Origin of the sequence: Phenylobacterium sp. (assembly GCF_036264965.1) — a bacterium.
Classification (GTDB): domain Bacteria; phylum Pseudomonadota; class Alphaproteobacteria; order Caulobacterales; family Caulobacteraceae; genus Phenylobacterium.
The window spans coordinates 1-18525 of sequence record NZ_DATAPY010000108.1 but is presented as its reverse complement, the minus strand read 5'-3'; the positions used below and the strand labels follow the sequence as shown (position 1 = coordinate 18525).

Genomic DNA, 18525 nt, shown 5'->3' with positions numbered 1-18525 from the left:
CCCAATCCGGCGTTAGCAGCGCTTTTCAGGACATCGGGTCCGCCGGAACGCGCCAAATAGGGTCATCGAACCCGGATGTAAAGCGTTCTGTCCACAGGCAGGACTAACGCAACGTTGACGCGCTGGACCGCATGGCGGCGGGCGTGCCATGAAGCCGGGGCGAGGGACCGGTGCTTTGGCCCCCCTGCGCGTGTCGATCGGGGAACCTCAAAGCCGCCCATGTCAGACGCCGTCCTGTCCATCCGGAAGGCTTCAAAGAGCTTCGGCGCGCGCCGCGCGCTGGACGCCGTGTCGCTGGACGTCCGCAAGGGTGAGATGATTGCGCTGATCGGCCCGTCGGGCTCCGGCAAATCCACCCTACTGCGCTCGATCTCCGGCCTCCAGACCATCGACGCCGGCGAGGGCGTCATCGAGGCCTTCGGCGGCCCGGTGCAGGAGAACGGCCGGATCAGCAGCGGGGTGCGCAAGACCCGCACCCGGATCGGCTTCATCTTCCAGCAGTTCAATCTGGTCGGCCGGCTTTCGCTGTTCACCAACGTCGCCCTGGGGTCGCTCGGGCGGATCGCCACCTGGCGCGGCCTCCTGGGCCTGTGGCCGGACGAGACCAAGACCGCGGCCATGACGGCGCTCGCCCGGGTCGGCGTCGCCGACTACGCGGCCCAGCGGGCCAATACGCTGTCCGGCGGCCAGCAGCAGCGCGGCGCCATCGCGCGCGCCCTGGTCCAGAAGGCCAAGATCGTGCTGGCCGACGAGCCGGTGGCGTCCCTCGACCCGGTTTCCGCGCGCAGGGTCATGGAATCGCTGCGCGACCTCAACAGGCAGGACGGGCTGACCGTCCTCGTCACCCTGCATCAGGTGGACTACGCCCTGCGCTACTGCGACCGGGTGGTGGCGCTGAAGGGCGGCAAGATCGTCTACGACGGCCCGGCCGACCGCCTCGAGACCAAGCAACTGATCGACATCTATGGTCCGGAATTCGAAGACGTCTTCTGGGAAGGAGCTCCGAAATGATCCGCCGCCGCCTGCTGGGCGCGTTGGGCCTCGCCGCCATTCTTTCCGCCGCGGCCCTGGGCTTCAGCGCCTGCTCGCCGAAGACGCAAGGGTCGGCCGACCAGCCGAAGGAGATCGTCTTCGGCATCCTGCCGGCCGAGAACCAGGCCTCGATGGGCCCGATCTGGCAGCCGCTGTTGGACGACATGTCCGCCCAGATCGGCGTCAGGGTGACCGCCCGCTACGTCAGCAACTACGCCTCGCTGATCGAGGCCATGCGCTTCAAGCAGGTGCAGGTGGGCTGGTTCTCGGCCCTGCCGGCCCTGGACGCCGTCCAGCGGTCGAACGGCGAGGTGCTGGGCCGGATCATCGACGCCGGCGGCGACGCGACCTACGCCTCGGTGATCATCGCCAAGAAGGGCAGCGGCATCACCCTCGACAAGGTGCTGGCCTGCGGGGCCAAATATTCCTTCGGCATGGCCGACGCGCAGTCCACCTCGGGCACGCTGGCGCCGATGGCCTATCTCTTCACGCCCAAGGGGATCGAGCCCACCAAGTGCTTCAAGACCGTGCGGTCTTCCAGTCACCAGGCCAACAGCGCCGCGGTCGCCAACGGTGTGCTCGACGTGGCCTCGAACAACACGGTCGGCATCCTGTTCTTCAAGCGTGAGAACCCCAAGCTGGCCGACGCCTTGGACATCCTGTGGACCTCGCCGCCCCTGCCGGAGAGCTCCATCGTGGCTCGCAAGGACCTCGACCCGGCGATCAAGGAGAAGATGCGTCAGTTCTTCCTGACCTATGGGACCGGGACCGGCCCCATCGCCGACAGGCAGCGCGAGGTGCTGAAGAAGATGGCCTACGGCGGCTTCCGCCCGGCCGACGACAGCTATCTGGACCCGATCCGCGAGATGCAGGCCTCCGAGGCGTTAGGCGAGGCGCGCCACACCGGCGACCCGGGCAAGATCGCCGCGGCCCAGGCGGCCTACGACAAGATCCATGCCGCTGCCGAGCAGAAGCGGGCCAAGGAGCCGAACGTCTGATGGCGATGGCTGCGCCCGCCGCCGCCGAGATCCCGGCGCCGCCGACCCGCTCGCTGACCCAGCGGGCGCCCGACATGCTGGTCTGGGGCCTGGTGGCGGTGCTGCTGATCTTCGCGGTCAAGCCGGTGGAGATGAGCCATGTCACCAAGCTTTTCACCAACTCGCAGAACATGCGGGAGTTCGGCGGCGAGCTGCTGCATCCGAACTTCGACCAGATCCGGCTCTACATCGGCCAGATGTGGCTCACCATCCAGATCGCCATGTGGGGCACGGCCCTGGCGGTCGTGATCGCGGTGCCCTTCGGCCTGGCGTGCGCGCGCAACATTTCGCCGGTCTGGCTGCAGCAGCCGCTGCGGGTGCTGATGAACCTGCTGCGCGCCATCCCCGACCTGGTGATCGGCACCCTGTTCATCGTGGCCGTGGGCCTGGGGCCGTTCGCCGGCGTCATGGCCATCGCCATCAACACCGGCGGCGTGCTCGCCAAGCTGTTCTCCGAGGCCGTGGAGTCGATCGACAAGGCGCCCGTCGAGGGCGTGCGCGCCACCGGCGCCACGCGGCTGCACGAGATCATCTGGGGCGTCATCCCGCAGGTCGCGCCGCACTGGACGTCCTATGCGCTCTACCGTTTCGAATCCAATTCGCGGTCAGCGACGGTCCTGGGCCTGATCGGCGCCGGCGGCATCGGGCAGCTGCTGTTCGAGACGCTCAACGCCTTCGACTACCACCACCTGTCGGCGATCATCATCGTGATCATCGTGGCCGTGACGCTGATCGACCTGCTGTCCCAGTTGATGCGTTCGCGCCTGCTTTAGGCCAAAAAAACGCCGCCGCGGGGTCGCGGCGGCGTCGAGGTTCGCGGGGATACTCGCGAGTGCGCCGGGGCGCGTGGGGCACGGTCCGGCCATCTCGCAAGTGGATGTAGCGGCTCTGCATGACGGCGATCCGACGGCGTCATGACGCTCGTGTGACAGTCGCGCCCGGATGTCGCCCGGTGTCACCAAACTGTCGTCGGCGGGCGATAAGCACCGAGGCGAGAGCGGCATGGATGGGGCGCTCTTTTCAGGAGAAAACCATGTTGAAGATTCTAGGGGTGGCGTTGGGCGCGGCCCTGATCGCTGGCGCGGCCACGATGGCAAGCGCCGCTGGCACGATTTCGGGCGCGGGCGCGACGTTCCCGGCGCCGGTCTACGCCAAGTGGGCCGAAGAATATAAGGCCCAGACCGGGACCAGCCTGAACTATCAGGCGATCGGCTCGGGCGGCGGAATCAAGCAGATCACCGCCTCGACCGTCGACTTCGGCGCCAGCGACAAGCCGCTGAAGCCGGACGATCTGTCCGCCGGCGGCCTGTCCATGTTCCCGACCGTGATCGGCGGCGTGGTGCCGGTGATGAACCTGCCGGGGATCAAGCCCGGCCAGCTGAAGATGACCGGCGCCAACCTGGCCGACATCTATCGCGGCGCGATCAAGAAGTGGAACGACCCGCTGCTGACCGTGAACAATCCGGGCGTGGCGCTGCCGAACCTGCCTATCACCGTCGTCCATCGCGCCGACGGCTCGGGCACCACTTTCCTGTTCACCAGCTACCTCAGCATGAAGGCGCCGCACTGGGCGACCGACGTCGGCGCCAATGACTCCGTGCAGTGGCCGGTGGGCGTCGGCGGCAAGGGCAATGACGGCGTCGCCGCCCAGGTCAAACAGACCCCCGGCGCGATCGGCTATGTCGAATATGCCTACGCCAAGCAGAACACGATGACCTACGCCCTGATGCAGAACAAGGACGGCAAGTTCGTCACGCCGGACGCCAAGAACTTCGCCGCCGCAGCCGCCAATGCGAAATGGGCCTCGGCGCCGGGCTTCTACCTGCTGCTGCTCGACCAGCCGGGCGCCGAAGCCTGGCCAATCACCGGGGCGACGTTCATCCTGGTGCACACCAAGCAGACCGACGCGGCCAAGGGCAAAGAGGTCCTGAGCTTCTTCGACTGGTGCTACAAGAACGGCGACGCCGCCGCTGGTCAGCTCGACTACGTGGCCCTGCCCGGGCCGGTGAAGGAGCTGATCCGCAAGTCCTGGAGCAAAGTCGTCGGCCCCGACGGCAAGCCCGTCTACCACTAGGCGCTTCGCAACAATTCCCCGTCGCCGGTTGACGGCGGCGGGGCTTTGCGGTCCTCCCTGAAGCGTAAGCCATGACCGACGCAATCCTCCCCGACGCCGGCCGATCCACCCGCCGCTCCGCGCCCCGTGGCGCGCTGATCGGCAAGGTGTTCGAAGGCCTGTGCTTTGCCGCGGCGACGACCTTGCTGGCGACGCTGGGCGGACTGCTGGTGGCGTTGTTCATCGGGGGCTGGCCGGCGATCTCCAAGTTCGGCCTGGGCTTCCTGGTCAGTGCGACCTGGAACCCGGTGACCGACGTCTATGGCGCCGCAGGGCCGATCGTCGGCACCCTGGTGACCGCGGCCGGCGCCCTGGCGCTCGCCCTGCCGGTCGCCGGCGGGGTCGCCTTCTTCCTCACCGAGCTTTGCCCCGCGCCGCTGCGCCGCCCGATCGGCACCGCCGTGGAGCTGCTCGCCGGCATCCCCTCGATCGTCTACGGCATGTGGGGCCTGTTCGTCTTCGCCCCACTGTTCGCCAAATACATCCAGCTGCCGCTGATGACGGCGGCCAAACCGGGCTCGCTGCTGGACACGCTGACCACCGGCATCCCGAACGGGTCGGGCATCCTGCCGGCGGCGATCATCCTGGCGATCATGATCCTGCCGTTCATGGCCGCGACCCTGCGCGAACTGCTGCTTTCGGTGCCGGTCGGCGTGCGCGAGAGCGCCTACGGCCTGGGCGCGACCACCGCGGAAGTCGTGATGTCGGTGACGCTGCCCTATGTGCGCACCGGCGCTATCGGGGCGGTGATGCTGGGGCTCGGCCGCGCGCTCGGCGAGACCATGGCGGTGACCTTCATCATCGGCAATTCACACAGCTTCCCCAAATCGCTGTTCGATAGCGGGTCGACCATCGCGTCCACCATCGCCAACGAATTCACCGAGGCCACCAGCCCGATCCACACCGCGGCCCTGATCGCGCTCGGCCTGGTGCTGTTCCTGATCACCTTCGTGGTCCTGGGCCTCGCCCGCCTGATGCTGCGCGCGCAGGAGGGCCGCTCATGAGCGCCGGCAAGCTTGTCCGTCGCCGGGTCGGCGACGTCGCCTTCAAGATTTTCTGCGTCGGTGTCACCGCCCTGGCGCTCGTCGCGCTGGCGGCGATCCTGTGGTCGCTGCTGACCCAGGGGATCGGTGGGCTGAACCTGGACGTCTTCACCAAGTCGACGCCGGCGCCGGGATCGGTCGGCGGCCTCGCCAACGCCATCGTGGGCTCGATCATGATGTGCGTGCTGGCCATGGTGCTGGCCCTGGTGGTGGGCGTCCTGGCCGGGACCTGGCTCGCCGAGTATGGCGGGCGCACGCCCTATGGCGCGGTGGTGCGGTTCCTGAACGATGTGCTGTTGTCGGCGCCATCGATCCTGGTGGGCCTGTTCGTCTACGAGATCCTGGTGGCGCCGGTTCACGGCTTCTCCGGCTTCGCCGGCTCCGTCGCCCTGGCGCTGCTGGCCGTGCCGGTGATCACGCGGACCACGGAGGATGTACTCCTCCTGCAGCCGACCACCCTGCGCGAGGCCGGCGTCGGCCTGGGCGCGCCGCTTTCCTATGTGGTCCGCCAGGTGCTCTGGCGCTCGGCCCGCGCGGGCCTGGTCACCGGCGCGCTCCTGGCCTTCGCCCGGATCAGCGGCGAGACCGCGCCCCTGCTGTTCACGGCGTTGAACAACCAGTTCTTCTCCGTCGACCTTCGACACCCCACGGCGAACCTGCCGGTGGTGATCTTCAACTTCGCGCTCAGCGCCTACGACGACTGGCGCCGCCTGGCGTGGGCCGGCGCGCTGCTGATCGCGGCGACCGTGCTGACGGTGACCATCGTGGCGCGTATCGTGGCCCAGGAGCAGCGACGCTCATGAATACCGTGAACCAAGTGGACGAGTTCGAAACCTCGATCGCCGATGTCGATCGCGCCGACGTGAAGGTCGATGTGAAGAACCTCGACTTCTTCTACGGCAAGACCAAGTCGCTGAAGGGGGTCTCGATCCCCTTCTCGCGCAACAAGGTCACCGCGTTGATCGGCCCCTCGGGCTGCGGCAAGTCCACCCTGTTGCGGACGCTGAACCGGATGTACGCGCTCTATCCCGGCCAACGCGCCGAGGGCGAGATCATGCTGGATGGTGAGAACATCCTGGGCCCCCGCACCGATCTGGCGCGGCTGCGCGCCCGGGTCGGCATGGTGTTCCAGAAGCCGACGCCCTTCCCGATGAGCGTCTATGACAATGTGGCCTTCGGGGTGCGTCTCTACGAAAACCTCTCCAAGGCCGACATGGATGTCCGTGTCGAGGAGGCCCTGACCCGCGCGGCCCTGTGGGGCGAGGTGAAGGACAATCTGAAGGGCTCGGGCCTCGGCCTTTCCGGCGGCCAGCAACAGCGGCTGTGCGTCGCGCGGGGTGTGGCTGTGCGTCCCGAGGTCCTGTTGCTCGACGAGCCCACCTCGGCGCTCGACACGATCTCCAGCGCCAAGCTGGAGGAGACCGTGACCCAGCTGAAGGCCGACCACACCATCATCATCGTCACCCACAACCTGGGCCAGGCGGCGCGGGTCAGCGACTACACCGGGTTCATGTACCTGGGCGAACTCGTGGAATTCGGGCCCACCGACGAGGTCTTCACCCGCCCCGCAACCAAGCGCACCTCCGACTACATCACCGGCCGCTTCGGCTAGGCCTGGAACGTCACCAGCGGTAGCGCAGGCCGATCAGGAACGACCTGGGCGGCGCGGGCGTCTCGCTGACCGGGCTGGCGTTGTCCGGCAACGGCGAGGGGTGGACGTCGGCTAGGGAGTCGGACTCGAAATAGGTTCCGAAGGTCGCGTACTTGCGGTCGAACAGGTTGTCGACGCGGCCGTAGAGCTCCAGACCCCGGCCGACCGTCCACGACGCGTGCGCGCCGGCCACCCAGTAGCTGGGCAGCTGCGTGTCCTGATTGGCCTCGTCGCCCACCAGCCGCTGCCGGCTGACGCCCAAGAGGTCCGCGCCCACCGAGATGGAGGGTGTGACCCTGTAGTCGCCGCCGGCCTTGAAGCGCCATGGCGGGATGCCGCCGATCTTGTCGCCCGGGGTCACCGCGACATTGCCGTTGGCGTCGGCGAAGGGGCTGTTGGGCGAGGGCAGGACACCTGCGAACCGGTAGGTCGCCTCGACCTGGCTCGCCGAGGCGTAGGCCGTCCAGCGGTCGGACCTGAAGTTGACCTCGGCCTCGAAGCCCTCGCGCCGGGTGCGCGGCACATTGGCGTAGGAGCCGCGGCCCTGCAGGGCGCTGGCCACGGCGACGATGTCGTTGTCGTTGTCGCTGCGATAGCCGCCGACGCGCCAGTCCAGATGGCCGTCCAGCACTGCGGCCGCGCCGCGCACGCCGGCCTGCCAGGTCTTGGACACCACCTGGCTCAGCGGCGGATCGGAGACCAGGGCGTTTTCCAGCAGGCAGGGCTTCAACGGGTTGCTGCAGGACAGCTCCAGCGGGGTCGGCGCACGATTGGTCTCGGCGTAGCCGCCGTAGACCGTCACCCAGGACGTCACCTTCCAGGCCAGGCCCGCGGCCGGGTCGAAACGGTCGAAGTTGTGCTTGCCGTTCAGGTCCGGGCTCACGCCTGTACGATCGGAGGTGAAGATGCGCTGGCCGTTCCAGCGGCCACTCAGGGTCAGGAACAGGCTTTCGGTGACGTCGAAGGTGTCGGTGGCGTAGAGGCCGCGGTTCTCGGTGGTCGCATGCAGGTCAATCGGGCTGTAGGCGATGGCCCCGGCCGTATGGATGATCTGCCACGCGCCCACCACCTCGCCCGGCGTGGTGCGCACGGAGAGGTCCGGGAAGATCAGGCCCAGCGTCGAATTGGCGCCAAAGCGGATGGCGCTCTCGTCGAGGCTGAGGCCCGCCGTGAACAGGTTCGTGTGGCCGAACAGCGGGCCATTGCGGACCGCCTGGAACGAGACGCCCGTCGTCACGCTGCGGGTGTGGGTGCGGTCGACGGTGCCATAGGCGACGCCGCTGCAGAGCTTGGTCTGGCCGGCCGCCAGCGGCGGGCAGCCGATCGGCAGTCCGTCCTCGCCCAGCACCTGGAAGGCGGCCGCCGGCGGCTGAAGGTCCGCCGGGAACCCGTCGTTCTGGACGCACAGCGTGTCGAACAACGGATTGGCGGCGCGGCTGCTGCAACCCTCGAAGTTGCCGTTGTTGCCGTCCGCGTGGCTCTGCGAGAAGGCGCGGCCATAGAGGCTGCCCTCCAGGGTCCAGGCGTCGGAGGCCATGAACGATCCGTTCAACGCCAGGAGGCCGGTGCGGTCGCGGGTGGCTTGCGGGAAGGTGAAGACCGAGGTGCGGTCGGCGGCCAGCATGTCCACCGGGGTCGGCCCCACGACGCCCAGGCTGGTCTCCCCGAGATTGGCGACCAGATGGACCTCGCCGCGCCCTTGGCTCCAGCCGAGGTCGGCGTAGGCCCGCGCCAGGTTGGACGGCGAATGCTGCCGCCAGCCGTCCTCGTGGCCGCCGTCCAGGGCTACATAGGCCGACCACGGCCCCCTGGCCGCGCCGTATTCCGCAGAGCCGAACACCCGGCCGAACGAGCCGCCCTCGACGCTGGCCTCGCCGCCGGGCGAATTCTTGCCGGTCTTCATGCCCAGGCTGATCGCGCCGCCCAGGGCGTTCAGTCCGAAGGCCGGATCGCCGGTCACCAGGTCGATGCGGTTGATGGCGGCTTCGGGGATCAGGTCCCAGTTGACGGTGTCGCCAAAGGCTTCGTTCAGCCGCACGCTGCCCATGTAGACCGCCAGGCCTTCCGGGGCGCCCTGCAGCGGCGAGGCGGCGAAGCCGCGGTAGTTCAGGCCGCGGGCGAAGCCGTTGCCCTGGCTGTCGGACAGGCTGAGGCCGGGCGTGCGCTGCTCCAGCACGTCGGTGATCGCCAACGAGCCCTGGCGCTGCAGATCGGCGGCGCCCAGGCTTTCGCTTGAGCCGGGCAGCTTGTCGGCGTCCACGCCCGTGCCGGCCACCGCCGTCGGTGCGACCACGATCAGCGGGCTGACAGAGGTCGGGTCCTCGGCGGCGTAGGCCAGGACGGGCGCGCAGCAAAAGGCTGCCGCGAACACGGTCGAGGCGACACGATGCATGGGAACTCTAAGCGGCCTCGGGTCTACGGCGCCGCACCCTAGCCAGCCGGCGCAGCCGACGCCAGAAGCGGGTCTTCTCCGGCTCCGGATAGGGCTGCAGGTTGCGCACGAAATCCTCGGCGCAGGCCCGCCAGGAGAACTTCTCGGCGAACGCCCGGACCTGCTTGCGGTCGCAGGCCAGCGCCTCCAGGCAGGCCTCGCGCAGGCCCTCGGTGGCGCTGGCGGCCAGCTTGCCGGCGCCGGAGTTGGGGATGATGTCGATGGGCCCGGGCGCCGGATAGGCCGCCACCGGGGTGCCCGAGGCCATGGCCTCCAGGATCACCAGGCCGAACGTGTCGGTGAGCGAAGGGAACACGAAGACGTCGGCGCTGTTGAAGGCCGCCGCCAGGTCGGCGCCGGATTTGGAGCCGGTGAACACCACGTTCGGGTGCTTGGCCTTCAGCTCGTCGAGCTGCGGTCCCGGCCCGACCACCACCTTGGTCCCCGGCAGGTCGATGCCGAGGAAGGCCTCGATGTTCTTCTCCACCGCCACGCGGCCGACGTAGAGGAAGATCGGCTTGGCCAGATGGGCGAAGACGTCCGGATCGCCCGGCCCGCGGGGATGGAAGGCCTCGGTGTCGACGCCGCGCGACCAGGAAGAAATGTTGCGGAAGCCGTGGCCGGCCAGCTCGTCGCGCATGGTGGGCGTGGCCACCATCAGCCGCCCGGACGGCTTGTGGAACCACTTCATGTAGGCGTAGCCGGCGGCGAGCGGCAAAGGCAGCCGCGCCGAGACATATTCCGGGAAGCGGGTGTGGTAGCTGGTGGTGAAGGGCAGCTTCCACTCCACGCAGATCCGCCGCGCGGCCAGGCCGATGGGGCCTTCGGTGGCGATGTGGATGGCTTCCGGCTCGAAGGCCTTGAAGCGCTCCTGCACCGGCTCATAGACCCCGATCGCCACCTTGATCTCGGCGTAGGTCGGCAAGGGGAAGGTCTTGAACTGGTCGGGGCTGATCACCTCGACGGAGTGGCCCATGGCCCTCAGCTCGGCGACCACGCGGGTCAGGGTGCGGACCACGCCGTTGACCTGCGGCTCCCAGGCGTCGGTGGCCAGCAGGATGCGCATCGGCCGGCCGGCGTCGTGCGTCGCCTTGATCGCCTCGCGGATGCGCGGCAGCGAGCGGGGCGGCTTCGGCTTGGGCTCCGGCGGGGCCACCGCCTGGCTCTGCATCCAGGCCCAGAAGGCGCCCAGCAGCGCCTCCTTTGTGGGGAAGTAGCGGTAGACCGTGCGCTCGCCGACCTTGGCGTCCTTGGCGATCTCCGCGAAGGAGAGGTCCTCCAGCGGCCCCTGCTCCAGCTGATGGCCCACGGCGCGCAGGATGTGCTCGCGGGTTTCCTCCCGCTGACGGTCGCGCAGGTTGGCAGACGGCGTCGGGGTCTTCATGGCAGCCGAACTGTCACGGGTTGCGGCGTTCTGTCAATCGCGCGCTGGCAGTATGACTGTCACGAAACGCAATGTCAGGCGGCCAGCGGCGCGGCCAACACCAGCGGCTCCGACGCGGCGATCAGGCTGGCGCGCACCTTCGGCCATTCCAGGATTTCCAGCCGCCCGTCGGGGTGCTCCACCAGGGCGGTGCAGCTCTCCACCCAGTCGCCGTCGTTGATATAGGCAACCCCATCGATCATCCGGCTCTCGGCCTTGTGGATGTGGCCACAGATCACGCCGTCGACGCCGCGCCGGCGCGCCTCGTCGGCCACCGCCTGCTCGAAGTTCTCGATGAACTGCAAGGCCTTCTTCACCCGCGTCTTGGCGAAGGCCGAGAAGCTCCAATAACCGAAGCCGAAGCGGCGCCGCACGCGGTTGATCAGGGTGTTGGAGGCCAGCAGCGCGCGGTAGGCCCAGTCGCCCAGCAGGGCCAGCCATTTGGCGTGCTGCACCACGGAGTCGAAGTCGTCGCCGTGGGTGACCAGGAAGCGGCGGCCATCGGCGGTCTCGTGCACCGCGTCTCGGGCCACCACCACGCCGCCGAAGTGCACGCCGCAGAAGTCGCGGACCACCTCGTCGTGGTTGCCGGGCACATAGATCACCGCCACGCCCTTGCGGGCCAGGCGCAGGATCTTCTGCACCACGTCGTTATGCGACTGCGGCCAGTACCAGCCGGAGCGGAGCTTCCAGCCGTCCACGATGTCGCCTACCAGGTAGAGCGTGTCGCATTCCATGTGGCGGATGAAATCGAGGAGCAGGTCCGCCTGGCACCCGCGGGTGCCCAGGTGGACGTCGGAAATGAACACGCTGCGATAGCGGCGGACTGCTGCTTCGGTCACGTTTCGCCCCGTGTCGCCCATATTCCAAGCAGCCGTGCCCTGATTCCGTGTCGGTTTTGCGAAGGTCGCCTAACGGTCTGGCCGCGGCCAAGTATGTCCTGCTAGGGGTTCGGTTTGAGCAGACCCTCCCCAGGTCGCCGTTGAATTGGTCCAGATGGACGCCAGAACCTATCCGACGAAGGCGACGCCCAAGTCGCTGCGAACCCGCGCGCGCATCCTCGACGCGGCGATGCGGCTGTTCGCCCAGATCGGCTATCACGCCGCCACCAACGGCCTGATCGCCGACGCCGCCAAGCTCACCCGCGGCGCCATGCTCTATCACTTCGCCACCCGCGAGGAGCTGGTGGAGGCGGCGATCACCCATATCGAGGTCGCCCGTGCGCGCCTGTTCGAAGAGGCGGCGCGCGCATCCGCCGCACCCGGCCAGGACGCCTCGGAAGCAGCCATCGACGCCTATTGGACGCTGCTGCAGGAGCCGCCGTTCGTGGCCTTCGCCGAGCTGGAGTCGGCGGCGCGCACCGAACCCATGCTGCGCGCGCGCCTGGCCGCCGCCCAGGCCGCCTTCGACCGCGCCCAGGTGGGCGGTTTCGGGGCGCTGGCGCAGGCCGGCGAGGACCCTCGCTTCCAGACCAGCCGCGACCTCGGCCGCTTCCTGCTGGAGGGCATCGCGCGCGGCGCCATGACCTACGACCAGGCTGCGCGCCGCGAGCGCCTGCTGGCGGTGGTCAAGCGCGCCGTGCGCATGCTCAACCGCAAGGGCGACGTCCACGATCTGTGGGAGTAGCGCAGATCATCCCTCCCGTGCCGGGGAGGGATGAGGGCAACGAAAAAGGCCCGGCGCTTCTACCGGGCCTTCCTCAATCTGGCTCCGACGATCGGGCCTACTTGCCGCCCGATGTCGGGGTGGCGCCGGCCGGGGCCGCCGCCGGAGCCGGCGTCTTGCCGTCGGCCGCGGCTTCGCGGCGGCGGTGTTGGCCGTTCATCATCTTCTGGAAGGCGGCCAGTTCATCGCTGTCGATGAAGCCGTCATGGTTCTTGTCCAGCACGTCCCAGTACTTGGCGATCTGATCGCCGATCTGGCCCTTCAGCTCGGCCTTCGAGATCTTGCCGTCGACGTTGGCGTCCAGCATGCCCATCAGGCGATCTTTGTTCAGGTCCTCGTCGTAGTTGACCATATGCTTGGAGGTCTCATCCACCCAGCGATAACGCAGCGCCGTGTAGAACATCTCTTCCCAGGACTGGTCGCCCCAGACCACCTGCTTGCTCGGATCGGGGTTGTGCGGATTGCGCTTGGAGTTGTCGTAGATGAAGTGGGCAATCAGCTTCGAGCCCGCCGGCACCGGGATCGGCTGGGCGAAGGTGTAGTCCCGCTGCCAGCTGAAGTCGTAGCGCGGCAGGGAGAGCAGCAGCTTTTCCTTGCCGTCCGGATAGCGGATCCACAGGTCCGACATGGCGCCGCGATAGTGCGCGTGCGGGAAGGCCGCATAGAGCAGGGCGTCGTGCGGGAAGGAGATGTAGCCGGTCTCCTGATGGTGGGCGTCGTTCGGCGGGATGACGATCGCGTTGTTCACGATGACCGAGTTGTGCATCACCAGGTCGGGCTTCTCGTTGTCCTTGTAGTAGTAGAGCGCGATCTTGGTGTGATCGGTCACTTCCTTGCCAAACGGCGTGTAGTGGGTCTGGAAGCCGATGGCGCCGCCCGGCGGGATGTAGGTCCCGACGTTCTTCGGCGCGACCTCGCTCTCCGCGCCGACCGCGTAGCCGCCGACCGAGACGCCCCACTTGTTCTCGAACGCCTGTTCGCCGGGCTTGGGAGCCTCGGTCATGTAGCCGGTGAGCACGTGGTGCACGCCCTGACGGCTTTCGACCTTCACGGTGGAGGCCTTCAGCCACTTGCCTTCCTTTTCCGGATTGGCGACCCAGGGGTGCTGGTAGTCGACCACGCCGGAGGCGGGGATGGTGTAGGCCGGCACGTCGAGAATGGCGTCCGGCTTGCCCAGCGGCCATTCGGCGGCCACCAGGTGTTTGGCGCCCAGCGGGTCCTTGCCTTCGCCGCGCGGCGCGCCTTCCTCGACCCAGTGGACGATCGTCTTGATCTCGGCGGGCGACAGGTTCTTGTCGTCGGAGAACTTACCCACGTGCGGGTCGGCGTTGTAGGGCGGCATCCGGTCGGTGCGCAGCACCTCGCGGATCATCGGCGAGAAGCCTTTGACCATCTCGTAGTTCTTCATGGCGAAGGGGGCGATGCCGCCTTCCTCATGGCAGGCCACGCACTTGGCTTCCAGGATCGGGGCTACGTCCTTGACGTAGGTGAGCTGCGCCTTCTTCTCGCGCGCCGGGAAGTCGACCAGGCAGCCCTTGGAGGCCTGGGTCGCCGCCGGGACCGGCTTGCCAGCCAGGAGTGCGGCCACGGCGTCGTCGGCGAACGGCTTCGCCGCGGCCTTCTGGATCCCGTAGTCGGCGGCGTCGTTGACCGGGCCGTGGTACATCACCTGCCAGGTCTTCGGGTTGACCACGAAGACTTCCATGGTCCGGGTGACGCCCAGCGCCTCGCCGATGATCTGGTTGGAGTCCATCAGGATCGGGATGTCGATGCCGTATTCCTTGGCCTCGGCGGCGATGGCCTCGCGGCTGTCCTGCAGGTTCGAGTCGACCAGCATCATCTCGACGCCCTGGGCGGCGTACTTGTCGCGCAGCGCCTTCAGCGCCGGGGTCATGGCGCGCGCGATCGGGCAGCCGACGCCGGTCGAGACCAGCACGATCGCCTTGTCGTCAGCCATCCGATAGAGTTCGTGGGCCTCCATCTTCTGGGCGTCGACCAGCATGAAATTGTCGACCCGCGCCGGGGTCGTGCTCATGGCCGTCGTCTCGGCAGCCGAGGCGTTCTGGCCGGACTGCTGGGCGTTGGTCGCCGGGCCCGATGAGAAGCCATAGACCAGGAAGGCGCTCGCCGCCGCTCCCAATACGCCAAGTCGCGCAGACATCATCACGTCGTTCCTCTCCGAATGGGCTTTTTGACTCTCGCGGCGATACCTACGCGCAGAGGCCTATCGAGCCCTTAACTTAACACCGATCAGACAGCAAAATCCACAGGGGGATGGTGTCAAGTTTGTCATGTTCCGCGACCCGCGTTCGGGTCCGGCGTGACCTCAGACCTTGGCGGGCGGGCTCGACGCGGGCCATGGTGCGCCCCGCAAGTCGGGGAGAGCTTCATGAGTTTCGTCACGCGCACCAAGCCGGTCGACACCGGCATGGGGTCCGCTGCCAGCCAGCTGAAGCGCACCCTGGGCTGGCCGCACCTGACGGCCCTGGGGGTCGGCGCGATCATCGGCACCGGCATCTACACCCTGACCGGCGTGGCGGCGGGCCTCGCGGGTCCGGCGGTGATCCTGTCGTTCGGCGTGGCCGGCCTGGTCTGCGCCTGCGCGGCGCTCTGCTACGCCGAGATGGCGTCCATGAGCCCCCAGGCCGGCAGCGCCTACGCCTACAGCTACATGACCCTGGGCGAGCTGATCGCCTGGGCGATCGGCTGGAGCCTGATCCTCGAATACACCCTGGTCTGCAGCGCGGTGTCGGTCGGCTGGGCCGGATATGCGGGGGGCCTGCTGCACGGGGCGCACATCCCGATCCCCGACAGCCTGCTGGCGGGACCTGAGGCGGGCGGCTTCGTGAACCTTCCGGCCGTGTTCATCGCCCTGGTGGTGACCGGCATCCTGCTGATCGGCACGCGGGAGAGCGCGACGCTCAACTTCGTCCTGGTGTGCATCAAGCTGGTGGCGCTGGCCGCTTTCGTGGCGCTCACCCTGCCGAGCTTCGACGCCAGCCATTTCCACCCCTTCGCGCCGTTCGGCTTCGGGGCCCACGAGATGGGCGGCAAGAAGTACGGGGTGATGGGCGCCGCGGCGATCATCTTCTTCGCCTTCTACGGCTTCGACGCGATCTCGACCGCAGCCGAGGAAGCCAAGAACCCCAAGCGCGACCTGACCATCGCCATCGTGGGATCGATGCTGCTCTGCACCCTGATCTACATGGTGGTGGCGGCCTGCGCGCTCGGCGCCTCGCCCTTCGACGTGTTCTCCAAGAGCGGCGAGCCCCTGGCCTTTGTGCTGCGGCAGCTCAACCATCCGCTGGCCGCCTCGCTGATCGCCGGCGCGGCGGTCGTGGCCCTGCCGACGGTGATCATGGTCTTCATGTTCGGCCAGAGCCGGGTGTTCTTCGCCATGGCCCGCGACGGCCTGCTGCCCATCGGCCTGGCCAAGGTCAGCCGCCGCGGCGTGCCGTCCACCGTCACCATGATGACAGGCCTGATCGCCGCAACCGTCGCCGGCTTCATGCCGCTGTCGGAGATCGCGTCGCTGGCCAATGCCGGCACGCTGGCGGCGTTCATCGCCACGGCGATGGCGGTGATGGTCCTGCGCCGCCGCTCGCCGCAGATCGTCCGCCCGTTTGCGACGCCCTTCGTCTGGCTGATCGGCCCGGCGGCGGTGCTGGGGTGCCTCTACCTGTTCACCAGCCTGTCGGCGAAAACGATCACCTTCTTCTTCGTCTGGAACGCCATCGGGGTCCTGGCCTACCTGGCCTACGGCCGCGCCAACAGCCGGCTGCGGGCGATAGACGCGGCGATCCAGCCCTGAATCTCGCTGGCCTGAATCTCACGGGCCCGAATCTCACGGGGGTGTGCAAAACCGCCGCTTTGCGTCATCGGCGGTTGCAGTCTATCCCCGGTCGGGTGGTGGTTTGACGCGGCTTGGGGAGTGAGACGGCGGTGAATGCGGGCCCAGGTCCAGGCGGCGGAAGACCGGGAGGCCCGGGGCGTCCCGGCGCGGGCGGCTTGGCGGGCCGCAAAGGCCCCGACCTGACCGCCGGCCCGATCGGCAAGACGCTGATCGCGTTCGCGTTGCCGGTGCTGGGCTCAAACATCCTGCAGTCCATGAACATGACGGCCAACATGTTCTGGGTCAGCCGCGTCCTGGGCGAGACCGGCGTGACGGCGACCAATAACGCCAGCCAGGTCTTCTTCATGATGCAGGGCGCCGCGTTCGGCGTGACCATGGCCGCCAACATCCTGATCGGCCAGGCGATCGGGGCGAAGAACGAAGCCTTGGCCCGCAAGGTGATCGGAACCGCCACAACCTTCTTCGTGGCGTTGTCCCTGGCGATCGGCGTGCTGGGCGGCATCCTGACGCCGCATATCCTCGCCGCCATGGGCACGCCGCCGGCGGCGCGGATCGACGCCATCGCCTACCTGCGGGTGATCTTCGCGGCCATGCCGTTCGTGTTCTTCTTCAACTACCTGATGATGGCGCAGCGCGGGACGGGCGACAGCCGCACGCCCTTCTATTTCGCGCTGCTGCAGGTCGGGTTGGACATCGTGTTCAATCCCCTGCTGCTCATGGGGCTTGGGCCGTTTCCCAAGATGGGGATCGCCGGGTCCGCGGCGTCGACCTTGATCTCCCAGGGCATCACCCTCGCGCTGATGATGATCCACCTCTATCGCCAGCGCTCGATCCTGATGCTGAGGCCTTCAGCCTGGTCGCTTCTGATCCCGGATCTCAAGATCATCTGGACGATGGTCTCCAAGGGCACGCCCATGGCGATCCAGATGATGGTGATCAGCCTGGCGGCGGTGACCATGCTGAGCTTCGTCAACCGCTACGGGGTGCACACCTCGGCGGCCTACGGCGCCGCCTCCCAGCTCTGGACCTATGTCCAGATGCCGGCCATGGCCCTGGGCGCGGCGGTCTCGTCTATGGCCGCCCAGAACGTCGGGGCCGGCAAGATGGATCGGGTCGAGCGGGTGGCCATCGTCGGCGCGCTCTATGCCGTCCTGTTCACCGGCCTGCCGATCCTGGTCCTGCAGGCGATCGACCCCATCGTGCTGCAGGCCTTCTTGCGATCCACCAGTCCGTCGCTGCCGATCGCGGTGCATATCAACAACATCGCGCTCTGGAGCTTCATCCCGTTCGGCGTGGCGTTCATCCTGTCGGGGATCGTGCGCGCCACCGGCGCCGTCTGGCCGCCGCTGCTCGCCATGGTGATCTCGCTGTGGGCCGTGCGGATTCCGGTCGCCAAGGTGCTGGAGCCACACCTGGGCGCCGACGCCATCTGGCTGGCCTTCCCGGTGGGCAGCCTGACGACCCTCCTGCTGGCGGGCGGCTACTACTTCTGGAACGGTTGGGGCGGCTGGCGCAGGTCGCGGATGCTCGACATGACGCCTAGCGCCGACGCGCCGGACACCGGCCTCGGCCAGCCGATGGCCGCGGAGAGCGAAGCCATTACCGACGAAGAACAGCGCGAGCTCGGCCTCGCCACCAACGCCTAGCAGGCTGTTGAAGAAGTCTCGCGGCGAGCGATGAAGTTGGTGTCGTCGCCGCCGTGGAAGCAGATTTGTCCCTTGAGGGCGCGGTTGGACTGAAGTTCGGCCCATCCCTCGCCGAAGGGCTCCATCACGTCGGGATAGTCGTCGGTGCAGTCCGGCATCGCGACGATGCGCCATCTGCCGAGGACGCTCACGCCGTGGCTCTGAGCAGCTTGGGCAGGCGGATGAGGTTGTAGGCGGCGAGCGCCAGGGTGAAGACCGCCTCGACCCTGGCCCGGCCTCGCAGCTTCACCTTCGCCAGGCCGGCGGCGCTCTTGGCCCAGCCGAAGATCTCCTCGATGCGCTTGCGGCAGCGCTGGCTGACCGCGTAGCCGGGATGATGGGTGGTGCGCGCGTCGATCGCCGTGCCGCGAGGCTCGCCGGTCTGGCGCACATGGCCGTCGACGGCGACGTGCGGGGTGACGTGGCGCTGGCGCAGGTCGCCGATGAAGCCGCGCACGTCGTAGGCTTTGTCGGCCCCCAGGGTGATGCGTCGCCGCCCGGGCCTGCGATCCAGCATGGCCAGCGTGGCCTCCCGCTCGGCGAAGCCGGTGGCCTGGGTGACCAGGCCGTCGACCGCCAGGCCGTGGCGGTT

16 protein-coding genes and 1 pseudogene are annotated in these 18525 nt (G+C 68.1%); 10 read left to right on the top strand and 7 right to left on the bottom strand.

Annotated elements, in window-relative coordinates; genetic code table 11:
* Positions 1-219 precede the first annotated feature (219 nt).
* The 7 genes from phnC (at position 220) to pstB (ending at position 6837) form a co-directional block, all read left to right on the top strand.
* Positions 220-1011 (top strand): phosphonate ABC transporter ATP-binding protein, encoded by a 792-nt coding sequence (gene phnC / locus VHS75_RS13780; protein ID WP_329639185.1) that lies wholly within the window; start codon positions 220-222, stop codon positions 1009-1011.
* On the top strand, positions 1008-2030 hold the full coding sequence (gene phnD / locus VHS75_RS13775; protein ID WP_329639184.1) for a phosphate/phosphite/phosphonate ABC transporter substrate-binding protein: 1023 nt from the start codon (positions 1008-1010) through the stop codon (positions 2028-2030). Before phnC ends, phnD begins: the two co-directional genes overlap by 4 nt.
* A 5-nt stretch (positions 2031-2035) precedes the next feature.
* On the top strand, positions 2036-2842 hold the full coding sequence (gene phnE, locus VHS75_RS13770; protein ID WP_329639212.1) for a phosphonate ABC transporter, permease protein PhnE: 807 nt from the start codon (positions 2036-2038) through the stop codon (positions 2840-2842).
* Positions 2843-3102: 260 nt separating this feature from the next.
* The gene (pstS, locus tag VHS75_RS13765; RefSeq protein ID WP_329639183.1) at positions 3103-4143 is read left to right on the top strand and encodes a phosphate ABC transporter substrate-binding protein PstS; all 1041 of its coding nucleotides are present in this window, start codon (positions 3103-3105) and stop codon (positions 4141-4143) included.
* A 71-nt stretch (positions 4144-4214) separates the two neighbouring features.
* On the top strand, positions 4215-5186 hold the full coding sequence (gene pstC, locus VHS75_RS13760; RefSeq protein ID WP_329639182.1) for a phosphate ABC transporter permease subunit PstC: 972 nt from the start codon (positions 4215-4217) through the stop codon (positions 5184-5186).
* Positions 5183-6028 carry a phosphate ABC transporter permease PstA gene (gene pstA, locus VHS75_RS13755; RefSeq protein WP_329639181.1) on the top strand — a complete coding sequence of 282 codons (846 nt, stop codon included), beginning with the start codon at positions 5183-5185 and terminating at the stop codon, positions 6026-6028. Before pstC ends, pstA begins: the two co-directional genes overlap by 4 nt.
* Positions 6025-6837 (top strand): phosphate ABC transporter ATP-binding protein PstB, encoded by an 813-nt coding sequence (gene pstB, locus VHS75_RS13750; RefSeq protein ID WP_329639180.1) that lies wholly within the window; start codon positions 6025-6027, stop codon positions 6835-6837. Before pstA ends, pstB begins: the two co-directional genes overlap by 4 nt.
* A 10-nt stretch (positions 6838-6847) precedes the next feature.
* On the opposite strand, the gene VHS75_RS13745 is transcribed toward pstB, so the two are convergent.
* The 4 genes and pseudogenes from VHS75_RS13745 to VHS75_RS13730 all read right to left on the bottom strand — a co-directional run bounded on the left by VHS75_RS13745 (position 6848) and on the right by VHS75_RS13730 (position 11593).
* On the bottom strand, positions 6848-9268 hold the full coding sequence (locus VHS75_RS13745) for a TonB-dependent receptor (protein WP_329639179.1): 2421 nt from the start codon (positions 9266-9268) through the stop codon (positions 6848-6850).
* Positions 9269-9275: 7 nt separating this feature from the next.
* A complete protein-coding gene (locus tag VHS75_RS13740; protein ID WP_329639211.1) occupies positions 9276-10373 on the bottom strand; it encodes a glycosyltransferase family 1 protein in 1098 nt (365 codons plus the stop codon).
* Positions 10374-10502: 129 nt separating this feature from the next.
* Positions 10503-10691 (bottom strand): annotated as a pseudogene (locus tag VHS75_RS13735) (TetR/AcrR family transcriptional regulator); the annotation flags it as partial.
* A 74-nt stretch (positions 10692-10765) separates the two neighbouring features.
* Positions 10766-11593, bottom strand: a complete 828-nt coding sequence (locus VHS75_RS13730) for a UDP-2,3-diacylglucosamine diphosphatase (protein WP_414694312.1) — start codon at positions 11591-11593, stop codon at positions 10766-10768.
* A gap of 133 nt (positions 11594-11726) precedes the next feature.
* On the opposite strand from VHS75_RS13730, the gene VHS75_RS13725 reads away from it, so the two are divergent.
* Positions 11727-12356, top strand: coding sequence for a helix-turn-helix domain-containing protein (locus VHS75_RS13725; RefSeq protein WP_329639177.1), 630 nt, complete (start codon positions 11727-11729; stop codon positions 12354-12356).
* Between the two features lie 97 nt (positions 12357-12453).
* Here the strand turns inward: VHS75_RS13725 and VHS75_RS13720 are convergent, their stop codons facing one another.
* On the bottom strand, positions 12454-14559 hold the full coding sequence (locus VHS75_RS13720; RefSeq protein WP_329639210.1) for a redoxin family protein: 2106 nt from the start codon (positions 14557-14559) through the stop codon (positions 12454-12456).
* A gap of 225 nt (positions 14560-14784) precedes the next feature.
* Here VHS75_RS13720 and VHS75_RS13715 point away from each other — a divergent pair, with 225 nt between their 5' ends.
* Positions 14785-16206 (top strand): amino acid permease, encoded by a 1422-nt coding sequence (locus VHS75_RS13715; protein WP_329639176.1) that lies wholly within the window; start codon positions 14785-14787, stop codon positions 16204-16206.
* A gap of 197 nt (positions 16207-16403) precedes the next feature.
* Complete coding sequence (locus VHS75_RS13710; protein ID WP_329639175.1) at positions 16404-17894, top strand: MATE family efflux transporter; 1491 nt, start codon at positions 16404-16406, stop codon at positions 17892-17894.
* Here the strand turns inward: VHS75_RS13710 and VHS75_RS13705 are convergent.
* Positions 17891-18085, bottom strand: a complete 195-nt coding sequence (locus tag VHS75_RS13705) for a hypothetical protein (protein ID WP_329639174.1) — start codon at positions 18083-18085, stop codon at positions 17891-17893. The genes VHS75_RS13710 and VHS75_RS13705 overlap by 4 nt on opposite strands.
* On the bottom strand, positions 18082-18525 hold a 444-nt coding region (locus VHS75_RS13700; RefSeq protein ID WP_329639173.1), incomplete at its 5' end, for a transposase. The genes VHS75_RS13700 and VHS75_RS13705, both read right to left, overlap by 4 nt.